Origin of the sequence: Pseudoalteromonas sp. MM1 (genome assembly GCF_030296835.1) — a bacterium.
Taxonomy (GTDB): domain Bacteria; phylum Pseudomonadota; class Gammaproteobacteria; order Enterobacterales; family Alteromonadaceae; genus Pseudoalteromonas.
In genome coordinates this window covers 526319-543743 of sequence record NZ_AP027923.1, presented here as the reverse complement: position 1 = coordinate 543743, position 17425 = coordinate 526319, and the positions used below count along the sequence as shown (strand labels likewise).

Annotated in this window: 17 protein-coding genes; 15 read left to right on the top strand and 2 right to left on the bottom strand. The window is 40.3% G+C overall.

Going from position 1 to position 17425, the window contains the following annotated elements; genetic code table 11:
- Positions 1–197: 197 nt before the first annotated feature.
- The 11 genes from hisG (at position 198) to QUE46_RS19030 (ending at position 8953) form a co-directional block, all read left to right on the top strand.
- Positions 198–1097: an ATP phosphoribosyltransferase gene (gene hisG, locus QUE46_RS19080; RefSeq protein WP_004586378.1), complete on the top strand. Its 900-nt coding sequence runs from the start codon at positions 198–200 to the stop codon at positions 1095–1097.
- Positions 1098–1102: 5 nt separating this feature from the next.
- The gene (hisD, locus tag QUE46_RS19075) at positions 1103–2404 is read left to right on the top strand and encodes a histidinol dehydrogenase (RefSeq protein ID WP_286248118.1); all 1302 of its coding nucleotides are present in this window, start codon (positions 1103–1105) and stop codon (positions 2402–2404) included.
- On the top strand, positions 2394–3503 hold the full coding sequence (hisC, locus tag QUE46_RS19070; RefSeq protein ID WP_286248116.1) for a histidinol-phosphate transaminase: 1110 nt from the start codon (positions 2394–2396) through the stop codon (positions 3501–3503). The genes hisD and hisC overlap by 11 nt, the downstream gene beginning before the upstream one ends.
- The gene (gene hisB, locus QUE46_RS19065; RefSeq protein ID WP_211015610.1) at positions 3500–4561 is read left to right on the top strand and encodes a bifunctional histidinol-phosphatase/imidazoleglycerol-phosphate dehydratase HisB; all 1062 of its coding nucleotides are present in this window, start codon (positions 3500–3502) and stop codon (positions 4559–4561) included. The genes hisC and hisB overlap by 4 nt, the downstream gene beginning before the upstream one ends.
- Positions 4558–5148, top strand: coding sequence for an imidazole glycerol phosphate synthase subunit HisH (gene hisH / locus QUE46_RS19060; protein ID WP_286248108.1), 591 nt, complete (start codon positions 4558–4560; stop codon positions 5146–5148). The genes hisB and hisH overlap by 4 nt, the downstream gene beginning before the upstream one ends.
- Positions 5149–5181: 33 nt before the next feature.
- Complete coding sequence (locus QUE46_RS19055; protein ID WP_286248106.1) at positions 5182–5916, top strand: 1-(5-phosphoribosyl)-5-[(5-phosphoribosylamino)methylideneamino] imidazole-4-carboxamide isomerase; 735 nt, start codon at positions 5182–5184, stop codon at positions 5914–5916.
- Positions 5898–6677 (top strand): imidazole glycerol phosphate synthase subunit HisF, encoded by a 780-nt coding sequence (gene hisF / locus QUE46_RS19050; RefSeq protein WP_286248104.1) that lies wholly within the window; start codon positions 5898–5900, stop codon positions 6675–6677. Before QUE46_RS19055 ends, hisF begins: the two co-directional genes overlap by 19 nt.
- The gene (hisIE, locus tag QUE46_RS19045) at positions 6668–7282 is read left to right on the top strand and encodes a bifunctional phosphoribosyl-AMP cyclohydrolase/phosphoribosyl-ATP diphosphatase HisIE (protein ID WP_286248103.1); all 615 of its coding nucleotides are present in this window, start codon (positions 6668–6670) and stop codon (positions 7280–7282) included. Before hisF ends, hisIE begins: the two co-directional genes overlap by 10 nt.
- Positions 7283–7399: 117 nt before the next feature.
- Positions 7400–7897 carry a lipoprotein gene (locus QUE46_RS19040; protein ID WP_286248099.1) on the top strand — a complete coding sequence of 166 codons (498 nt, stop codon included), beginning with the start codon at positions 7400–7402 and terminating at the stop codon, positions 7895–7897.
- A complete protein-coding gene (locus tag QUE46_RS19035) occupies positions 7898–8083 on the top strand; it encodes a DUF1289 domain-containing protein (RefSeq protein WP_089349745.1) in 186 nt (61 codons plus the stop codon).
- Between the two features lie 63 nt (positions 8084–8146).
- On the top strand, positions 8147–8953 hold the full coding sequence (locus tag QUE46_RS19030; RefSeq protein WP_286248093.1) for a glycosyltransferase family 25 protein: 807 nt from the start codon (positions 8147–8149) through the stop codon (positions 8951–8953).
- A gap of 65 nt (positions 8954–9018) precedes the next feature.
- On the opposite strand, the gene QUE46_RS19025 is transcribed toward QUE46_RS19030, so the two are convergent.
- Both QUE46_RS19025 and QUE46_RS19020 read right to left on the bottom strand, forming a co-directional pair.
- Positions 9019–11082, bottom strand: coding sequence for a bifunctional diguanylate cyclase/phosphodiesterase (locus QUE46_RS19025; protein ID WP_286248091.1), 2064 nt, complete (start codon positions 11080–11082; stop codon positions 9019–9021).
- Between the two features lie 144 nt (positions 11083–11226).
- Positions 11227–13017, bottom strand: a complete 1791-nt coding sequence (locus tag QUE46_RS19020; RefSeq protein ID WP_286248089.1) for a M61 family metallopeptidase — start codon at positions 13015–13017, stop codon at positions 11227–11229.
- Positions 13018–13221: 204 nt separating this feature from the next.
- Between QUE46_RS19020 and QUE46_RS19015 the strand changes: the two genes are divergently transcribed.
- The 4 genes from QUE46_RS19015 to QUE46_RS19000 all read left to right on the top strand — a co-directional run bounded on the left by QUE46_RS19015 (position 13222) and on the right by QUE46_RS19000 (position 17420).
- Entirely contained in the window at positions 13222–14757 is a 1536-nt protein-coding gene (locus QUE46_RS19015; protein ID WP_286248087.1) for a GGDEF domain-containing protein, read from the top strand.
- Between the two features lie 79 nt (positions 14758–14836).
- Positions 14837–16180 carry a nucleotide 5'-monophosphate nucleosidase PpnN gene (gene ppnN, locus QUE46_RS19010; RefSeq protein WP_286248086.1) on the top strand — a complete coding sequence of 448 codons (1344 nt, stop codon included), beginning with the start codon at positions 14837–14839 and terminating at the stop codon, positions 16178–16180.
- 10 nt (positions 16181–16190) lie between these two features.
- On the top strand, positions 16191–16964 hold the full coding sequence (xni, locus tag QUE46_RS19005; protein WP_286248084.1) for a flap endonuclease Xni: 774 nt from the start codon (positions 16191–16193) through the stop codon (positions 16962–16964).
- A 69-nt stretch (positions 16965–17033) separates the two neighbouring features.
- Positions 17034–17420, top strand: a complete 387-nt coding sequence (locus QUE46_RS19000) for a DUF3192 domain-containing protein (protein ID WP_055013660.1) — start codon at positions 17034–17036, stop codon at positions 17418–17420.
- Positions 17421–17425: the final 5 nt, after the last annotated feature.

The window sequence follows — 17425 nt, the reverse complement described above, 5'->3', positions numbered from 1 at the left end:
AGCAAAATAGGATATAAAAATGCGCTTAAACCTGACAACAGTACATCATCACCACCATTCACCGGAATAACCTGTCAGGTCTTTCGCTGAGAGGTTATTCCTAAAAGGAACCTCTGGCGATTCAAAACACATTGATTCATTTTCGCCCTGAGGTTCCCCTCGGGGTTTTTAGTTTTTAAATTAAAGGAAAATGAATAATGAGTAACACAAATCGTCTACGTATCGCCATCCAAAAAGGCGGTCGCCTGTCTAAAGATTGTCAAGATTTACTAAAACAACTAGGTGTTAAATTAAACCTACGTGAGCAACGCTTAATTGCACACTCAACTAATATGCCAATTGACGTACTACGTGTGCGCGATGACGATATTCCGGGCTTAGTAATGGACGGTGTATGTGATTTAGGTATCGTAGGCGAAAACGTACTAGTAGAAGTACAAGCAGAACGTGAGCGTCAAGGTGTACCAAGCGAAGTTAGCAAACTAGCTAAACTAGATTTTGGTTACTGCCGTCTTGCACTTGCATGGCCACAAGAGCTTGGCCCACGTGATAAGAGCTGGTTTGAAGGTAAACGAATTGCTACAACCTACCCAGAAATTTTAACGCAGTGGTTAAAGCGCGAAGGCATTAATGCAAGTACTGTAATGCTTACAGGGTCAGTAGAAGTTGCCCCACGTGCCGGTCTTTCTGATGCAATTTGTGATTTAGTTTCTACCGGTGCAACACTTGAAGCAAACGGCTTAATTCAAGGTGATACCATTTTAGAATCAAACGCGTGTTTAATTCAAAATAAAGACCTGCAAGATGAAGACAAACTAGCGCTAATCAATAAGCTTATGCCGCGCCTTCGTGGTGTTAAACAAGCAAAAGAAAGCAAATACATTATGCTTCACGCGCCAAAAACTAAACTTGATGAAATTTGCGAAATTTTACCAGGCTCAGGCCAACCTACTCTACTTGCACTTGCTGGTAACGAAGAGTACGTAGCGCTTCACATGGTAAGCAGCGAAACATTATTTTGGGAAACAATGGAGCAGCTTAAAGCCCTAGGCGCTAACTCTATTTTAGTAATGCCAATTGAAAAAATGATGGAGTAAGTACCATGCTTCGTTGGAATGAGGAATCTTCACAAGTACAAGCAGCGGCGCTAATGCGCCCTGCGGTTTCTGCCAGCGCAAAGGTTGAAGCAATATGCCAAACAATTATGAGCGATGTTAAAGAGCAAGGTGATAAAGCCTTACTTGATATGGCTAAAAAGTTTGATAATAGAGCTAACCCTCGTTTACGTGTACCGCTTGATGAAATAAACGCATCAGAGCAAGCACTAAGCGCAGAGCTTAAATACGCAATTGACACCGCTTATGCAAACGTTAAACGTTTTCACGAAGCGCAATTGCCTAAGGATATTAAGTTATCAACCCAACCTGGCGTTGAATGTGAACTGAAATATCAGGCCATCGAAGCTGTGGGTATTTATGTACCTGGTGGCAGTGCTCCACTGCCATCATCGGTTATTATGCAAGGTGTACTTGCACAATTAAGTGGTGCTAAAACCGTCGTACTTGCAACCCCTGTGCAAGGTGATGAAAGCATTAACCCTGCGATATTATATGCAGCTAAGTTATGTGGCATTACAACTTTAATTGAAAGTGGTGGCGCAGGTGCTATAGCCGCAATGGCCTACGGCACTGAATCAGTGCCTAAAGTGAACAAAATTTTTGGCCCAGGTAATAGCTTTGTAACGATGGCAAAACAGCTTGTTGCGCAAACAATTCCTGGTATGGCAATCGATATGCCAGCAGGCCCGTCTGAAGTATTAGTAATTGCAGATGAGCGTGCAAATCCAGAATTTATAGCAGCAGATTTACTCTCGCAAGCTGAGCACGGCGCAGACTCGCAAGTTATTTTACTGTGTAACAGCGAAAGTATCATTGAGCAAACGCAGCAGGCGCTTACCCGCCAGCTTGCTAACTTAAGCCGCAAAGATACCGCCGAACAAGCACTGGCTAATTCATCACTTATTTTAGTGGACTCTGTTGAGCAAGCTTTTGACGTATCAGCGCAATACGGCCCTGAACACTTAATTTTGCAATTAGCAGATTCAACACCTTATTTAGATAAAATTAAAAATGCAGGCTCGGTATTTGTTGGCGACTACACGCCAGAGTCAGCGGGCGATTATGCATCGGGTACTAACCACGTGTTACCTACCTATGGTTACAGTGCAACCTATTCAAGTTTAAATTTGCTTGATTTTTTCCGCACATACACAGTGCAAACTATTAGTAAAAGTGGCTTAACGCAGCTTTCAAAAGCTATTTTACCACTAGCAGATGCAGAAGGCCTTGATGCACACGCAAATGCGGTTTCAATTCGTTTAGAGGCAATTAAAAATGAGCAATAAGAGCGCACAAGCGACAAGCTTATTACCACAAAATATTGCAGCACTTGCTGCCTATAGCTCTGCTAAAAGTGAAAAGCTAACCGGTACAACGTGGTTAAACGCCAACGAAAGCCCGTATGCTAAAAACCTTGAACTGAGTATTGAAGATTTAAATCGCTACCCAGATCCCCAACCGCAACTGGTGATTGACCGCTACGCAGCGTATACAGAGCTTGAAAGCGAAAACGTATTAATGACGCGCGGCGCCGATGAAGGCATTGAGCTTTTAGTACGCACTTATTGTGAACCAGCAAAAGACAGCATTGCGTTATTTTTACCAACCTACGGTATGTACAAAGTTACGGCTGATACTCATAACGTTGCAATTAATGGCCTAACGCAAGCGCTATTACTTGATGGTACTGTAGATGAAATAGTAAAGGCTGTGGGCAACTCGAAACTGGTGTTTATTTGTAATCCAAATAACCCAACAGGTAGCCTAACACCGCTTAATAAAGTAAAAGCAATTGCAACAGCGCTTGCGGGTAAAGCACTAGTCATTGTTGATGAAGCCTATATTGAATTTTGCCCAGAGCAAAGCGCCACAGCACTTATAAACGAATTTAATAATGTAGTGGTACTGCGCACATTATCTAAAGCGTTTGCACTTGCAGGCCTTAGAACGGGTTTTACGCTTGCACAAGAAAGTGTACTTGCACCAATTCGTAAAGTGATTGCGCCGTATCCGGTATCGGGTGTGGTGGCAAGTATTGCTGCGCAAGCAATTGCACCTGATGCAATTACATCAATGCGCCGCCAAGTGACTATTTTAAATAGCTTAAAAGCTAAACTTGTACAGTGGTTAAACGCCTCCCCTGCTGCATTAAAAATTCTCACTGGTGAAGGTAACTTTGTTACCTTAAAATTAGCCAACAAAAACGACTTTAAAGTAGCACTTGATCAAGGCTTAGTAATGCGCGCGTTTACCCTATACGGTGAAGACGATTGGCTACGAATTTCAATTGGTAGTGAACAAGAGCTCGAACAAGTTAAGATTTGGTTAGATGGCTTACAAACGCTGGCTACCACAGCATCATTAGCAGGAAACGAAGTATCATGAGTAACCCCTATTTATTTATTGACCGCGACGGCACCATAATTGAAGAGCCTATTACCGACAAACAGGTAGACAGCCTAGAAAAGCTTGCCTTTTTACCAGGTGTTATCCCGGCTTTATTACAATTACAAGCCGCCGGTTACCGTTTAGTGATGGTATCGAATCAAGATGGCTTAGGCACAGACAGCTTCCCGACTGCTGACTTTGATATAGCACAAGATAAAATGATGGACATAATGCAAAGTCAAGGCATTAGCTTTGATGAAGTATTAATTTGTCCACACTTTGACGAGCAAAACTGTGATTGCCGTAAACCTAAAACAGGTTTATTAACTGAGCTTATGCGCTCTGGCAAAGTTGATTTAGCACGTTCATATGTAATTGGCGATCGCCAAACAGATATTGGCCTTGCACAAAATTTATGTTGTGAAGGCATTTTGTACGATGGCAGCTGGCCTGCCATTGTTACCAAGCTCACCACAGCTAACCGTGAAGGCCGTGTTACGCGTAACACCAAAGAAACACAGATTGATGTAGCCATAAACCTAGACCAAACTAAAAATGGCAGCATAGATACTGGCCTTGGCTTTTTTGATCATATGCTTGATCAAATTCGCACCCACGCCAACATTGGTTTAAACATTAAAGCGAAAGGCGATTTACACATAGACGAGCACCACCTTGTTGAAGACATTGGTATTGCCCTAGGTGTTGCGCTTAAACAAGCGCTTGGCACTAAATCGCAAATAGCGCGCTATGGTTTTGCACTGCCAATGGATGAATGTAAAGCTGAAGCACAAATTGATTTATCGGGCCGTGCATCATTTGTATTAAACGCTAATTTTAGCCGCGAAAAAGCCGGCGATTTAGATGTGCAAATGGTTGAGCACTTTTTCAAAAGCTTAAGCGATAATGCCGCTATTAGCCTTATTTTATCGGTAAGCGACGGTAACTGTCATCACCAAGTAGAAGGTTTATTTAAAGCGTTTTCACGCGCCCTTCGTATGGCAGTAGCACAGGACACGAGCCAACAAACAGCCAGCTCTAAGGGATGTTTATGATTGCCATAATTAATACAGGTTGCGCCAATATAAATTCAGTACGCTTTGCGTTTGAACGCTTAGGGCAAACGCCAACAGTCATTACCTCGCCAGAGCAATTAAAAGGCTTTGAACGTGCAATATTACCAGGCGTTGGCCATGCATCTGTTGCCATGAAACGCCTAGTAGATAACGGCTGGCAACAAGCTATAAACGAATACCAGCGCCCACTTATGGGAATTTGTTTAGGTATGCAGTTACTGTGCGAAAGCACCGAAGAAGGTAACGTACAATGCTTAGGTAAAATACCAGGGCAAGTAAAAGCCCTTGATGTTGGCAATTTAACGTCGCCGCATATGGGTTGGAATAACGTAAGCATTAATAAAGAGCATGCACTTACTAAAGGGTTAACACAAGACGAGCAAGTGTACTTTGTACATAGCTTTGCGCACACTGTAAACGATGCAACACTTGTAAGCGGCCAGTACGGCCAAACCTTTTCAGCTATAGTTGCAAAAGACAACTACGCTGGCATGCAGTTTCACCCAGAGCGCAGTGCAAAAGTAGGCACCCGTTTATTACAAAATTTTGTTGATTGGCAGTTATAAACTGCCCATTAACCAACAATAAAGAGATTATTTGTGATTATTCCAGCATTAGACGTATTACAAAATCAAATTGTTCGCTTATACCAAGGTAAATACGACACCGCTCAGTTTTACCCTTTTGAGCTTAGCGCACGTTTAAAAGAATACGCCGACAGCGGCGCAGGTAAACTGCACCTTGTAGATTTAGAGGGCGCACGCGATCCGAGTAAAAAGCAGTGGCAACATATTCAAGCCGCAACTAAAGCGCTTAATGTGCCGTACCAAGTGGGCGGTGGTATTCGCTCAGAGCAAGATGTAAGTGATTGGCTAAAAGCCGGTGCTAACCAAGTTGTTATTGGCTCAATGGCAGTAGAAAAACGCGAGCAAGTAAAAGCCTGGATTGAACAATTTGGCGCAGAGCACTTTGTTATTGCCCTTGATGTTAATAAAACAGCCACCGGTTGGGCACCTGCTACGCACGGTTGGTTGAGCGAGTCAGAGTTTGGTTTACTTGAGCTTGTTGATTTTTATGTAAGCTTAGGCGTTATTGACTTTTTATGTACGGACATCAGTAAAGATGGCACCATGACAGGTCCATCGTTTGAGCTTTACGAAGATTTAACTCGTCACAACAGCACTATTAAAGTTCAAGCCTCTGGTGGCGTAAGTTCACTTGATGACATTAAAAAACTTAAAGAGCTTGGCGTAGGCGGTGTTATTTTAGGTAAGTCACTACTTGATGGCGCATTTAGCGTTGAGGAGGCGTTGGCATGTTATCAAAACGCATAATTCCGTGTTTAGATGTTAAAGACGGCCAAGTAGTAAAAGGCGTTAAATTTAAAGGCCATGAAATTGTTGGCGACATTTTAACAATGGCTAAAGCCTACAGCGATGCTGGTGCCGATGAACTGGTTTTTTATGAGATCAGCGCAAGTGTTGAAAAACGCCTACTTGATGTAAATTGGGTAGAGAGCATTGCCCGCCACATTGATATTCCATTTTGTGTGGCTGGTGGTATTAAATCGGTAGCCGATGCAGCACGCGTTTTAGAGCGTGGCGCAGACAAAATAAGTATTAACAGCCCTGCTATTGCACGCCCTGAGCTTATAAAAGAGCTACACGATGAATTTGGTAAGCAATGTGTTGTTGTTGGTATTGATAGTTTTTACGATGAAGTGACCGGCGAATACTTAGTGTATCAATTGACCGGCGATCCTAATGCCTCAAGCCGTACACGTTATAAAACCGAGGAGTGGGTTAAACGCGTTCAAGACTTAGGCGCAGGCGAAATTGTTTTAAACTGTATGAACCAAGACGGCGTACGTAATGGTTACGACAACGAGCAGCTAAGTAAAATGCGCGCATTATGTAATATCCCGCTTATCGCCTCTGGCGGTGCAGGCAGCATGCAAGACTTTGTAGACGTATTTAAACAAAGCGAAGTAGATGGCGCACTAGCAGCCAGTGTTTTTCATAAAAATGTGATTAACATTAGCGAACTAAAACAATTTTTAAACGATAACCAAGTGGCAGCAAGATTATGCAATTAACACAACAAAACCAAACCCAAGTTGATTTTGCTAAAAGCGAAATGATCCCTGCTATTGTTCAAGATGCCCGCTCTGGTGTTATTTTAATGCAAGGCTTTATGAACAGCGAAGCGCTAAAGGTAACGCTTGAAAGCAACAAAGTGACCTTTTATTCGCGCTCTAAATCGCGTTTATGGACTAAAGGTGAGTCATCAGAAAACTACTTAAATGTGGTATCGGTTCATACCGATTGTGACTACGACTCAATTTTAGTACTGGCTAATCCAGAGGGCCCAACCTGCCACTTAGGCACACAAAGCTGCTTTGGCGATGATGCTAAACCAAGTTTAAGCTTTTTAGCACAATTAGAAGATGTCATTGTTGAGCGTAAAAACGACGACCCAGCAAAAAGCTACACCGCTTCATTATTTGCTAAAGACTTAAGCCGTAGCTGTCAAAAAGTAGGTGAAGAAGGCGTAGAAGTTGCCCTTGCCGCAATGAAACACGATAACGATGAGCTTACTAATGAATCAGCCGATTTAATTTACCACCTTACTGTATTGCTACAACGCCAAGGCTTAAGCCTAGAAGATGTAGTTAAATGCCTGCAAGGTCGCCATAAATAACACTAGCTAAAGTAAATTAAAAGAGGCTCATATTTATGGGCCTTTTTACGTTATGGTATTTATTTTTTTACATAGGTTGCGTATGGTGCAGCTTATCAAACTCTTTTAGCGTTGCTTATGAATAAATCAATTATCACAGCCTTATCCTTATTGGTACTAACAGGCTGTGTAAGTCAAAAGGCCCCTGCGCCTAAAATAGTAAAAACACAAAACACATGTAGCCCACTAAACGCATTACTTAATGCGCACGCTAATGGCTTTAGTGCAGTAAAAGCAAATAAAGTAGAGAATGATTTTATAAACCAGTGGCATGCCAATAGCCATTTTATAGGCAAAACCTGCACTATTACTCAATATAATAAGCAACAGTTTAGCTACCAATGTACCAGTGAAAACAAACAAGACCGTGCCACAAGCCTTCATACACAAACAGCCGATAAAATACGTCAATGTTTAGCGTCACAAGGCTGGTACGAAAACACGAAAGAGTCAGCAACCTCAATGAGTAGTAACTTTGTATTGGATGAAGCCCACCCAGCTATCACCTTATTTACCTCTTTAGGTATCACGCGCTATATTACCCGATTTGAAATAGCTCCACCGCTAGGAAATTAAATGCAAAAGCGTACATCTAATGCCTCAAAACTAAAAACAGACTGTTTAGGAATTTGCGAGCGCCGCAGCGGTTATTGCACTGGGTGCGGGCGAACTAATGAAGAAATATTTGATTGGATCATTCTCTCTCAAGATGAAAAAAACGCTATTTTAGCGCAGCCAAGAGCTGACTTAAAAAAGCCATAAATTTGCCACTGCCATGTAATACAGCCCTCTTACTATAAGAAAAAAATGTAAGAGGCATTAGGTATGGCAGCAATATTTGTAATTAATTTGGCACGCTCAACCACGCGTTTAATACAAACCACAGAGCGGCTATCTGCAGTTAACTTAACGTTTAAGCGTATAGACGCTATTGATGGCAATAACTTAACTGTTGAACAAAAATACCTCCATTACAGCCCGCAACTAAACAAACAAAAATACCATTACCCACTTAGCAATGGTCAAATTGGTTGCTATTTAAGCCATCGTAAAGCATGGCAAAAAATAGTTGATGACAATCTAGATTACGCGATTGTGCTTGAAGATGATTTTTATATTGATGAAAGCATTCATGACGCGATAAAAAATATTGAGCAGCTACAGCAGCCCTGGCAACTTATTAAACTTGCCGCCTATGAAAACCGCACTCGCCCTATCGCCTATCAGCAAAATCTAAATAACCACCAGCAGTTAGTCATACATAAAAAACTAATGACCGGCTGCTGCGCTACAGCAATAAGTTATGAAGGTGCAAAACAACTACTTAAAGCCACAGCCCAATTTGGTCGCCCTGTAGATTGCGACTTACAACATATATGGGAAACACAGGTTAATGGTTTTTCACTTATGCCATACCCAATTAAGCAAGACGCTAACATCAAAAGTGATATTGCCAGCTGCACAACTAAAACAAGCGTTAAAAAGGCATTTTTGCGGCGCAAAATACAGCAAATTAAAAGCTGTATTTTAAATAAGGTTTATACTAAGGCCTTTATTAGGACTACTCGACTTGTCACAGTTAATCATGAACATAGCAACCTTACACCATCACTTAGTACAACTAACTCCTAATACATAAGATAGGAAAGTTAAAAAAGATATGTAATAGCTATTTTTACCAATGTTGTTTACTAGCGTTAAAGTTTAAGTAAATCTTCAGCGGGCAACGGTTTACTAAAGTAGTAGCCTTGTATCAAATCGCAATTTAGCTCGGCTAATAATTTTTGTTGTGCCGATGTTTCTACGCCTTCTGCTACCACACTTAAGCCTAAGCTATGCGACATTGCAATTGTTGCTTTAACTAAGCTGTAGTCCTCTTGGTTTTCGGTAATACCACAAATAAAGCTGCGATCTATTTTCAATACCTCAAACGGGTACTGCCTTAAATAACTAAGCGAAGAGTACCCTGTACCAAAGTCATCCATAGACAGCTTAATACCGAGTTTATTCAGTGCATGCAGTGATTCTGTAATATTTGTTTGTATACTCATCAATACGCCTTCGGTTATTTCAAGCTCAACATGTTTAGCATTTATTCCAGTTTTTTCTAATGTGCTTGCTATAAAATTTAATAACTCGGAATCTCTAAATTGGCTCGGTGATAAATTAATTGCCATGCTGTAGTTTTGTTGAGAGCTTGCCTGCCACCGTTTTAAAAATACTAATGCTTGCTCAATAACAAACTTGCCAATAGGAATAATTAAACCTGTTTGCTCTGCTAACGGAATAAATTCATCGGGCATAACCTTGCCAAGCACATTATTGTCCCAGCGTAATAGCGCCTCGGCCCCAATTATTTTGAGTGTTTTAGCATCGCATTTAGGTTGGAAATACAATTCAAATTCGTTTTTTTCAAGAGCAACATGCATCTGCTCTTCAATTGCTAAACGCCTATTTATAGCTGTATTCATCTCGTTGGTAAAACAAGCGTAGGTATTTCTGCCAAGTGCTTTTGCTTGATACATGGCTGTGTCTGCATGGCGTAATAAATCGGAGGCTGTTAGGCCATTATCTGGATATAATGCAACGCCAATACTAAGCGTTAGTAGCAGTTCGCGGCCATCTATTTCAAAGGGGGTTCTAAAGCTTTTAAGTAAGCGTGTGACAATTTCATCTAGCTGTTTTTTACTGTGTAGCTCTGGCTGTAAAATAATGAACTCATCTCCCCCTAACCTGCCTACAGTCGCGTTTTCATTAACTATTTGGCTAAGTTTATCCGCAGCGCTGATAAGTAATGAGTCGCCAATTTCATGCCCTAGTGTGTCGTTTACTTTTTTAAAGTCATCTAAGTCGATAAAAATAACAGCGGCTAAGGTATTTTTTTCGGTCGCAGTGTTAATCAACTGAGTGAGGCGTTTTAAAGAATTAAAACGATTAGGAAGTAGCGTTAAGCTGTCGTAATAGGCTTGTTTGCGTATTAGTTTATTTGTCTCATGCTGCTCTGTTATATCGCGAATTATTACCATTACTTGGTCTGAATGATGTAAATAACTCACTCGCGCTTCGAAATACAACACACCTTTGGGTACTAACAGTTCGTATTCAAAGCATACATTAGCTTTGTGAATTAACAGCGCTTGAATATTATCTTTAAAGATTTTTGCTACAGCATAGGGCAATACACTAAACATTGATTTATTTAAAAATTGCTCAGGCTGTAAATGTAAATTGCTTAAATCATTAGCATGGTAATCAACTATGGTGCCATCCGGTTTGAGTAAAAAGTACAGATCGGGAATGGCTTCAAATACCTTTTCTAGCATTTGTTGTTTATCCATAGCTTGCGCTTGTGCTTGTTTTACATCACTCAGGTCTATGTCAATGCAGTACATTTGTTTTACCCCATGCTGATTTGTAAACATCACATGGCTTGAAAACACAGTAACATTGCTGCCATTTTGATGCTGTAATGTAAGCTCAGCCGCTGGAATTTCGGTATCGTTTATGAGCCACTCACTATGAGCATTTATAACCGCATCTCGCATTGGGGGTGGAATAATTAAGTCTTCTAGTTTTTTTCCTGTTGCGTGCTCTTTTGTATACCCATAAAGCAGCTCACTGCCTTTATTCCAATAAATAACGCGGCGTTGCTCATCATATCCTTGCACTGAAATACTATGTATCGCATCAAATAATTGATGAAGCGGATCGTTAAGCACAAATTGGTGTGAAAGCGTTTGAATGGTTTTTAATGACTTCATTTATACGCAACCTAGAGTCGTTATTAACACAATAATAGGACGTACTCTTAAAATTAGCACTTTTAGATTGGTTTTTAAGTGATATACCTTTGCATAAGATATAAAAAAAGGAGCCAAAGCCCCTTTAATTAAACGCTAATAGGGTTAATCAGCTTGAACATTAATAGGGTGCTCTACCCCCATCCATGCTTTAAATAAGGCGCGTTGAGATAAAGTTGCATGTTTATCAGCAACCACCTTTTTAGGTTTATCATAATCTTGCGATAAAACGAGGCTAGTTGATTGAAGCTCATCCCGACGAATAAAATCGATAGTGACTTTTTCACCCGCTTTAAATACTTCTAAGCTCGATTTTAAATCTTTTCCAACATGCTGCTTGTTAACTGCCACAATTTTATCGTCTGTTGTTAGACCCGCCTGCCATGCTGCTCCACCTCTGCGAACGTGGGTGAGTGTTAATAACTCACCGCTATTTTTTGCACTGGCATCAATACTTGCTAATGGCTTAGCGCTCTCGGGGCGGGTAAGCTTTAAGCCTACTTTAGCTAATAAAGCATCAAAATCTATATTTGCTGGGGTGCTTACGTTATTGTGCCACCATGTTGTGTAGTCTTCGCCTGTTAGCTCTTTTAATATTGTAAGTACATCTTGCTCAGTAAAACCTTGTGGTAGCGCATGTTTGTTATATAACGCATTGTGTACTTGGCGGTAGTTAACTTTTGCTTGGGTTGTTTCTAATAAATGAATATCTAGCAACATAGAAAGCAACGAGCCTTCTAAATATATATTGGTGCTGTAATTACGCGCGTGGTCGCCGCCTTGATTGATCCATTTATCAAAGCTTGTTTCACTGGCACTTTGTACTTCTCGACCTGGTGTTTGTAAGTGGCGATTAATTGTTTTGCTCATCACTTTAAAAAACTCATCGGTGGTTTCTATGCCTGAGCGCACTAATAAATGATCTTCAAAATAACTTGTAGAACCTTCGGCAATCCACAGTAATTTTGAGTAGTTCATATCTGTGTAGTCGTAAGGGACTAAACCTTGAGGACGATACGCTTTTACATTCCACGTATGAATAAACTCATGCGCGGCAGTACTTATAAAGCCTAAGTAGTCTTCGCGGCTACCAAAACGATCGCGTGGGCGCTGAATAATGGTTGAATTTAAATGCTCAGTTGCCCCGCCGGCACCCGACGTTGCATGCACCATAAATACATAACGCTCATACGGGTAACTATCCCAAATAACATTACCTGTGGTCACTAATTTTTTTAAATCAGTCAGCATTAGCTGCTCATCGTAGTTGCCTTCGCCCCATATAACTAACTCGTATTGGCGGCCATCTACTTCAAATTTATGAAGTTTATTAATTCCTGTTTCTATTGGTGAGTCTACCAATACATCGTAATCTGCGGCTTTAAAACTGTGTTTATTGCTCGCATTTTCCATGCCAGATACAGAGCGCCACGCTTTAGGCACCTTTAAATCTACGGTAACCGGTTCTTGGCGAAATGACTCACTAAACATAAAAAAGCCAGATGCATCAATAAAGGCATGGCTATCGTCTATGTGGCGTGCTCGTTTACCTAACTCGTTTGCATATACTTGGTAATCAATATTCACTTGTGTTGGCTCTGCTAAGTGCACTCGCCATGTACTGTGGTTAATTTTTTCCCATTTTAATGCTTTGCCATTATCGTCTCTGGCCGCAAAGTAACGTACCCCATTGGCTAAATTTAATATTTCGTAGCGCCCAGTGCGCCATGCAGGCAATTTAACATCGATATGCGATTGTGCAGACTTTGGAAACTCCACACTCACATTACCTAAATGATGTTGTGGCTCAGTAATACTTAAAGAATAATTTACATCGGCTAATGCAGGGGCTGCGCAAAAGGCAGCTAAAATTGACAAGACAAAACGCTTTTTCATAATGGCTCTAGGTTACTTATTAGTTGAAATAAGCCTAACAAGGCATAAATTAAAAGTGAATTAAAAACGATAAACAACCTAATAGCCCAGTTTACGTGCAGACTCTGAGTAAAAATGCTTAGTTTTTTAATTAGATAACTACACTTAATATGATTTTGTTGTAAACTGAAGGTAATGTAATTAACACGATGGCGGTATGCTTAGGTGTCTGAAAACTCTAACGCTGTAGATAAAAAGTTAAAGCAAGCAATTGAAGCCAGGATAGCCATTGAAAATGCGCGTAAGCTCCAAGTTGATACTTTATCAAATCTAACTGCAAAATTGTCTTTAAGCTCTAAAGGGCTTGATATTGAGCTTGATAATAAACTCGCCAAATTTAGAAGTTCGCTAAATAAAGGGGTCGGGTTTGAAATATTATCACCTTTAATTGACGATATTTTATTGTTACTACAAAACCAAGAGGCATTACAAACAGCCCATCAGCGAGAACTGTTTTCGAGCGTACAAACAGCCGGTAAGCTTTTACAAAAAACCAAAGGCTTACCAGACGATACCCGCCGCACCTTAAGGCATTTACTTGACCACGAAATTAATAATGTACAGTCTACACACGACTACATTCCGATATTAAATCAGCTTATTAACTTTTATCATCATGCTTTGCATAGCAAGCTTTCAAGTACCGTTAAAGCAAGCTCCAATGCCTCTCCTCGTATGGCTAAAAAGTTGTTAGAACTTGCTAATGAGCTAGTATTAGAGGATGAATCGACTGAACAAATTAAACAAATAAAAAATGCAATTACCGAAAACGATAATTTAGAAGCCCTGCTGCAAGCTGCATTAAATATAATAAGCGTGGTGGTCAAAAATATCAGTAAAGAGCGCCAATCGGCACAAAGTTTTTTAGTATCGCTTAACCAAACATTAGAAGAGTTGCACTCATCAATTGTATCTACTAGCCAACATTCAAAATCAATGGGTAATGAATTTGACTCATTAAACAAGCGAATTAAAGGAAAAATTAAGCTTTTAAATGAACAAACTCAATCTGCTACGTCTATTTCATCTTTAAAAGAGTTAGTTGATAATGAGCTCAAATCTTTAAGTAAAGATTTTATAGCTAAAGAGCAGCTAGAAAGAAAAGATCGTGAAACGTTAATTACAAGCTTTGATGAAATCAATGATCGCATTGGCAGTTTAGAAGGCAAACTAACCAAATATAAAAAACGCCTAAATGAGCAACGCTTTAAAAGTTTACTCGACAGCCTTACAAAATTGCCTAACAGAGCCGCCTTTGATGAGCGTTACAATCACGAGCTACACTTATTTAATGTACAAGCCTCGGATGTTACCCTAGTGGTTATTGATGTTGATCACTTTAAGTCAATTAATGATAGATTTGGTCATACTGCAGGCGATATAACTTTACAAGTTATTGCAAAAGCACTACAAAAATCTGTGCGGCAGTCTGACTTTATAGCCCGCTACGGTGGAGAAGAATTTGTTTTACTTATGCCTGGGCTTTCGTTGTCGCATGCTGCGCAACCGCTTGAAAAGCTGAGAAAAGTGATTAAAAATATTCCTTTTAAATTTAGAGAAAAAGAAATAGAAATCACCATTTCGTTGGGCGCTACACAATTTAAAAAAGGCGATACACCGCTCAAAGCATTCGACAGAGCAGATGACGCCCTCTATGAAGCAAAGAAAACAGGTCGGGATCGCCTTTGTATGAGTAAATAATGTCATAATTCTCAATTAGTTTGAGTGCTAAAGTAGATGACATGTAGTTTTTACATTTTAAGCAGCAAGGAGAATGCCGATGTTAATACAGTTAAACCCGACTGGGGTTTTAGATTTACTGTCACAATTGGAAGTTGATTTATTAGAGCAATCTTCAGCCAGTGAACGTTATCGACTTTTTAGAAACTGTGCCTTAGCCGTCCTTAACGTAGGCAGCCACACAGACGCAAGTAATGAAATTTACGACAAATACCAAGACTTTGATATTCGGTTAGTCAGTCGCGAGCGCGGCATTAAAATTGAGTTAGAAAACCCTCCCGAAACCGCCTTTGTTGATGGCGAAATAATTACCGGTATTCACGAGCATATCTTCTCTGTTATTCGTGATATTTTATTTATTTGCCAAAAATACGAAAAAGATCTTAAAGAACAAAAAGCCATTACCCACATGGTGTTTGATATGCTTAGAAACGCAGGTGCATTGCGCGTTAACAGCGAACCAAACATGATTGTGTGCTGGGGTGGACACTCAATTAACGAAATAGAATACAAATATACAAAACAAGTTGGTTACGAGCTTGGTTTACGTGGTTTAAATATATGTACTGGCTGCGGCCCAGGGGCAATGAAAGGCCCGATGAAAGGTGCCACTATTGGCCATGCTAAACAACGTATTAGCGAAAACCGTTATTTGGGTTTAACCGAGCCTAGTATCATTGCTGCAGAGCCGCCAAACCCTATTGTAAATGAGCTGGTAATTTTGCCCGACATTGAAAAGCGCCTTGAAGCATTTATTAGGACGGCGCATGCAATTATTATATTTCCAGGTGGTGCCGGTACCGCAGAAGAATTACTTTATTTATTAGGTATTTTGCTGCACCCAGATAATGAAAAACAGTGTTTGCCTGTTATTTTAACCGGCCCTAAAGAAAGCGCAGCGTACTTTAGCGAGTTATGTAAGTTTGTAGAGCTGACATTAGGCAAAGAAGCCCTTGATAAATTTGAAGTAATCATTGATGATCCTGCCTTAGTAGGGCAAAAATTAAAATCAGCTATGGCAAATGTACGTAATTACCGTAAAAGCCAAGGAGATGCCTACTACTTTAACTGGACGCTTAAAATCGATAACGACTTTCAGCAACCTTTTGCACCTACGCACGAAAACATGGCAAGTTTAGATTTGCACCTAGAGCAGCCTAAGCAGCAATTAGCGGCTAACCTACGTAGAGCATTTTCGGGTATTGTTGCAGGCAATGTTAAAGATGAAGGCCTACGCGCTATAAAAGCGCATGGACCCTATGTGTTAAGTGGTGAGCCTGATTTAATGAAAGATATGGATAAACTATTACAAGCATTTGTAGACCAAGGTCGGATGAAGTTGCCCGGTAGTAAGTATATCCCTTGTTATGAAATAAAAGCATGAGTTTGACTATTTGAAACCCCATTTACTTTTAATTGATGCGCTTAATTTAATTAGGCGCATTTACGCAGTTGACGCTAACCAAACACACCATAGTGAAGAGCAGATGCTAAAGGCCAGTTGCGCGCGCGTAGCACATGCTTGCAACAAACTATTGCAGTCAACAAATGCCACTCACGCTATAGCTGTTTTTGATGGTGACAAAAGCTGGCGCTACCACTTTTATAAGCAATATAAACACTCAAGGGCACCTATGCCCAACACGCTTAAAAGCGCACTTCATAACTTTAAAGAAGCAATAGAGCAAACCGGTATTGTTGTATTTGAACCGCTCAACGATGAAGCCGACGATATTATAGCCACCCTAGCCGACAAAGCTGCGAAAAATAAGATAAACAATACCATTGTTTCTACCGATAAGGGTTTTTTACCTTTTTTGAACGACTATATTTGTGTGTACGATTATTTTAAAAAATGCTATCTAGATAGCGACAGCATTGAGCAGCGTTTTGGTATTGAGCAAAGTAAACTTATTGATTTTTGGGCCTTAGCGGGCGATAAAACTAATGATGTGCCCGGCGTTAAAGGAATAGGGACTAAATCGGCTCAGCTTATTGTAAATACCTACCAAAGCATTGATAGCGCCATAGAAGATGATGCCCTATCAAGCAGTATTCAAAAAAAGCTAGTTGAGCAAAAAGACATGTATGTTATTTCTAAACAATTAGTCACTTTACGTACAGATATACAGCTAGGTTTTAGTTTAAAGCAGCTGAGGTTGCATTAGTCGCATGTTGATAGCACTGTTTAAGCGCACCACATATACTCACTTTATTGTTGCGAGCGTGAGTTAAACATGATTAAAAAGTTTATAAGATACTTAATATTAGGGTTAGGCTTGTATGCACTCATTGCGACTTTAGTGATCACCTTTTATAAAGATGACCCACAAGCAATGATATGGCAAGACCGTGAGGCCTTTAACGAACGTTACATCAAAAAGCTGTCAATTGATGAGGCAGTTACATTAAACAGTGTACTCGATTATTTAGGAAGCCCCGATTTAACCTATGCCAAACGTAATAAAGACCAAGTATGGCAGATTGTTTTTTACCGTACTCAGCACCAAACTTCAGATGGCATAACCACGATGGATGAATGCACCGGGTTATTATTTAAAAATGGTGAGTTATTTTTATGGGGCCCCAGCGCCTATACAACTTATCAGGAAAAGATCAGGTGATAGCC

Excerpts from the sequence above, each read along its gene's own strand:
- hisG (WP_004586378.1), top strand. The coding sequence starts at position 198 with ATGAGTAACACAAATCGTCTACGTATCGCCATCCAAAAAGGCGGTCGC.
- hisD (WP_286248118.1), top strand. The coding sequence starts at position 1,103 with ATGCTTCGTTGGAATGAGGAATCTTCACAAGTACAAGCAGCGGCGCTA.
- hisC (WP_286248116.1), top strand. The coding sequence starts at position 2,394 with ATGAGCAATAAGAGCGCACAAGCGACAAGCTTATTACCACAAAATATT.
- hisB (WP_211015610.1), top strand. The coding sequence starts at position 3,500 with ATGAGTAACCCCTATTTATTTATTGACCGCGACGGCACCATAATTGAA.
- hisH (WP_286248108.1), top strand. The coding sequence starts at position 4,558 with ATGATTGCCATAATTAATACAGGTTGCGCCAATATAAATTCAGTACGC.
- hisF (WP_286248104.1), top strand. The coding sequence starts at position 5,898 with ATGTTATCAAAACGCATAATTCCGTGTTTAGATGTTAAAGACGGCCAA.
- hisIE (WP_286248103.1), top strand. The coding sequence starts at position 6,668 with ATGCAATTAACACAACAAAACCAAACCCAAGTTGATTTTGCTAAAAGC.
- QUE46_RS19040 (WP_286248099.1), top strand. The coding sequence starts at position 7,400 with ATGAATAAATCAATTATCACAGCCTTATCCTTATTGGTACTAACAGGC.
- QUE46_RS19035 (WP_089349745.1), top strand. The coding sequence starts at position 7,898 with ATGCAAAAGCGTACATCTAATGCCTCAAAACTAAAAACAGACTGTTTA.
- QUE46_RS19030 (WP_286248093.1), top strand. The coding sequence starts at position 8,147 with ATGGCAGCAATATTTGTAATTAATTTGGCACGCTCAACCACGCGTTTA.
- QUE46_RS19025 (WP_286248091.1), bottom strand. The coding sequence starts at position 11,082 with ATGAAGTCATTAAAAACCATTCAAACGCTTTCACACCAATTTGTGCTT.
- QUE46_RS19020 (WP_286248089.1), bottom strand. The coding sequence starts at position 13,017 with ATGAAAAAGCGTTTTGTCTTGTCAATTTTAGCTGCCTTTTGCGCAGCC.
- ppnN (WP_286248086.1), top strand. The coding sequence starts at position 14,837 with ATGTTAATACAGTTAAACCCGACTGGGGTTTTAGATTTACTGTCACAA.
- QUE46_RS19000 (WP_055013660.1), top strand. The coding sequence starts at position 17,034 with ATGATTAAAAAGTTTATAAGATACTTAATATTAGGGTTAGGCTTGTAT.